General features: G+C 67.0%; 2 protein-coding genes. Both read right to left on the reverse strand.

Translation table 11 applies throughout. The features are described 5' to 3' along the window. Positions 1-9: 9 nt before the first annotated feature. Entirely contained in the window at positions 10-1,410 is a 1,401-nt protein-coding gene (locus DPA01S_RS15820) for an IS1380 family transposase (protein ID WP_061917856.1), read from the reverse strand. 76 nt (positions 1,411-1,486) lie between these two features. After that, a complete protein-coding gene (locus tag DPA01S_RS15825) occupies positions 1,487-2,581 on the reverse strand; it encodes an ISL3 family transposase (RefSeq protein ID WP_232303215.1) in 1,095 nt (364 codons plus the stop codon). Between the last annotated feature and the right edge of the window lie 195 nt (positions 2,582-2,776).

The raw sequence follows: 2,776 nt of genomic DNA on the forward strand, positions 1-2,776 counted from the left end.
TAGGTGAGGTCAGGCGGGTTTGGGGATCGCGGCGATCGTGTTGAACACGGCGACGATAGCGATCGCCCAGGGCCACGTTTCGAGGATTTTCACTCTTCGTCGTCGGCCGCTGCGGGCCAGTCGGGCCGCGGCGTGGAGGAAGCGGTAGCGCAGCGCCTTGGGCTCGCACAACGCCAGGACTGCGGCGTCGCCGGTGCAGGCCAGCATCCGAGTCCAGGCCACGAGGTCAGCGGCGAGCATCACCGCCACCAGCCACGCCTGGTTGAGGGCGAACTCCCGGGAGGGAAGCCGGCCGAGCCCGGTGTCTTTGGCGTGTCGGATCCGGTCCTCGACCCGCGCGTGAGCCCGGTGTCTGGCCTCGAGGAATTGGAGCTGGCCGGTGGCGGTGTTGGTGACAAACGCCTGGTAGCGCCACCCGTCGATCTCCTCAAACATCGATAATTGGGCACCCGGGTGGGGCCGCTCGCGGCGGACGATCACCCGCATCCCCGCTGGCCACTTGGCGAGCAGCCCGGGGGCGAGGAATCCGGTCAGTTCGGCAACCTCGGCCCCCTCCCGAATGTCTCCGTCAGGGTTCAGTGCCGGCCCCCACGCTTCCTCGGGGCAGGTCGCGATGGCCCGTCGCAACGGGCCGGTGATGGAGAACCCGACCGAGTACTCCACCCGTCGACCACGGACGCGGTTCTGCTCGGTGACCCAGTTCAGCAGGTCATGGGAGGCGCCGGCGCCGTCGGAGCGGATAAGCAGCTCACGTCGATGGTTGGCGGGGACTTGGGCGATCGCCTGGCCCAGGACCTCGATGTGGTCAGCCGCGGTATTGGACCCGGCGTTGCCCGGGCGCAGGCTCGCGGCGAGGAACTCTTCTGTGTTGTCGCACCACACGCCGATCGGGTGGTAGCCGAACGTGCGCTTGTACGTCGGCGCCGCGTGTTCCTTCTCGCTGTGGGTGACCACGATGGTGGCGTCCACATCGAGCACGACCGTCGACCCAAGGTCTCGACCTGCACATTTGGATGCGGGTACTCCGCCGGGCAGGTGGGACCACACATGCCGCCGCGTGCGGGCTCGCGCCACCTGGATCTTCTTGCGCTTGCCGGCAGTGATCTCATCGAGTGTGCGCCACACCGTCGGGGCCGACGCCACCGGGCCAAGAGCCTCGGATTGGTGGCGCAGGACGCCGATGTCTGAGATGGATTCGCCGCCATCGGCGAGCATCACCGCGAGGTCGATCAAGACCCGGCCACGGTCATGGATTGGGATGAACCGTCTGCGAGTCATGGCCTTCGACAGTTCGGCGGTCAGCCCCACTCGATCCGCCAGAAGGCGGGGCGCGATGGCTCCGGCGTGGGAGATCACTCCGACACCATCAGCAGTAACGGACAGACCAGACGACCACGAAGTACGCTTCACCTACCGAGTGCTTTCTGTGTGGGGACATGGAACCTTAGACAAGTCCCAGTTTCCCCTGTTCAGGAAGCACTTCGGTCTATTTTCGCCCGGCAATCCTCAGATCCCCGTGAACCACCGGGGCTAGTCGGGCGATTTCCGGGATCGGGCAGGATGGCAAGGTCGCGAGTACCTTCTCCGCAGCGCTGCGCCCGGCTGGCAGGTCTTTGTGGTGGTAGGCCTGTCGGAGTTCGTGGGCGACTTGCCAGGCGATGAACAGTTCCTCGTGTCGGGAGTCGGCGGCCAGGGCCTCGTCGAACCGCCGCCACTGGCGCTCGGTGAGCCTGTCGGGGTCGCAGCGGATGATGGTGCGGATCCCGTAGAGCGGGTCGCCTTTACGTCCGCGGTGGCCGCAGATCTGCTGCTGCAACCTCCGGCGGACCTCGTCCACGGCGCCAAGGGCGAGCTTGACCACGTGGAAAGCGTCGAGAACAGCGGTGGCATCCTCGAGTTCGTCATCGATCGCTCGCTTGTAGCCGTGGAACGGATCCAACGCGGCGATCTCGACGCCGCTGGTGAAACCCTTGCCCCGCGCAGTGAGCCAGTCTGCGAACACCACCCCGGAGCGGCCTGGCACGAGGTCGAGCAGCCTGGCCTGTACTTTGCCGTCCCCGTCGCGGGTGAGGTCGACCATCCCGGTCAGTTCCTTGGGGCCGCGCTTACGTCGGGAGACATGGTGCCAGATGTGTTCATCGACGCCGAGGGTGCGGACGCCGTCGAAGCGGGCCGGATCATCGGCCAACGCCTCCAATGCAGCCTTGACCGGCGTCCACACCGTGTGCCACGCGGTACCGAGCTGACGAGCCAGTCCGCTGACGGTGGCGTGCTCCCGGCGCAGCTGTCCCACTGCCCACTCCACGACGCGGGCCGTGGTGGCATGCCGCGGCGAGGCAAGCCCAGGCAGGTTCTCCACGAACGTCACACGTTCGCACGCCCCGCCTGGGCAGACGAAGCGGCGTTTGCGCCAGATGATCGTGACGGGGCGGCCGAACGCGGGGATGTCGACCAGACGCACCACCTGCCGTCCATGCCCCACCCCGGCGGCGCCGCAGTCCGGGCATCCGACCGGTCCCGGCTCGGATTCGACGGTCACCTCCAGGTGCTCGCCACGCAGACGCGCATCAAGGACGTACACGTCGTCGAGCCCGACGAGAAGATCGCAGCGGACACAACGGGGCGCAGGTGCGGTTCCGGTGGCAGACCGGCAGCACCCGATAGGCTCAGACATGGGTCGAGGCCCTTTCAGGATCGGATGTAGTGGTACTTCCAATCCTTCAGGGCCTCGACCCTCTCGTCTCCCTACCGCCTCACCGGCGTGTCGTCCTCACCC

Source organism: Dietzia papillomatosis NBRC 105045, from assembly GCF_001570845.1.
GTDB classification, from domain to species: domain Bacteria; phylum Actinomycetota; class Actinomycetes; order Mycobacteriales; family Mycobacteriaceae; genus Dietzia; species Dietzia cinnamea.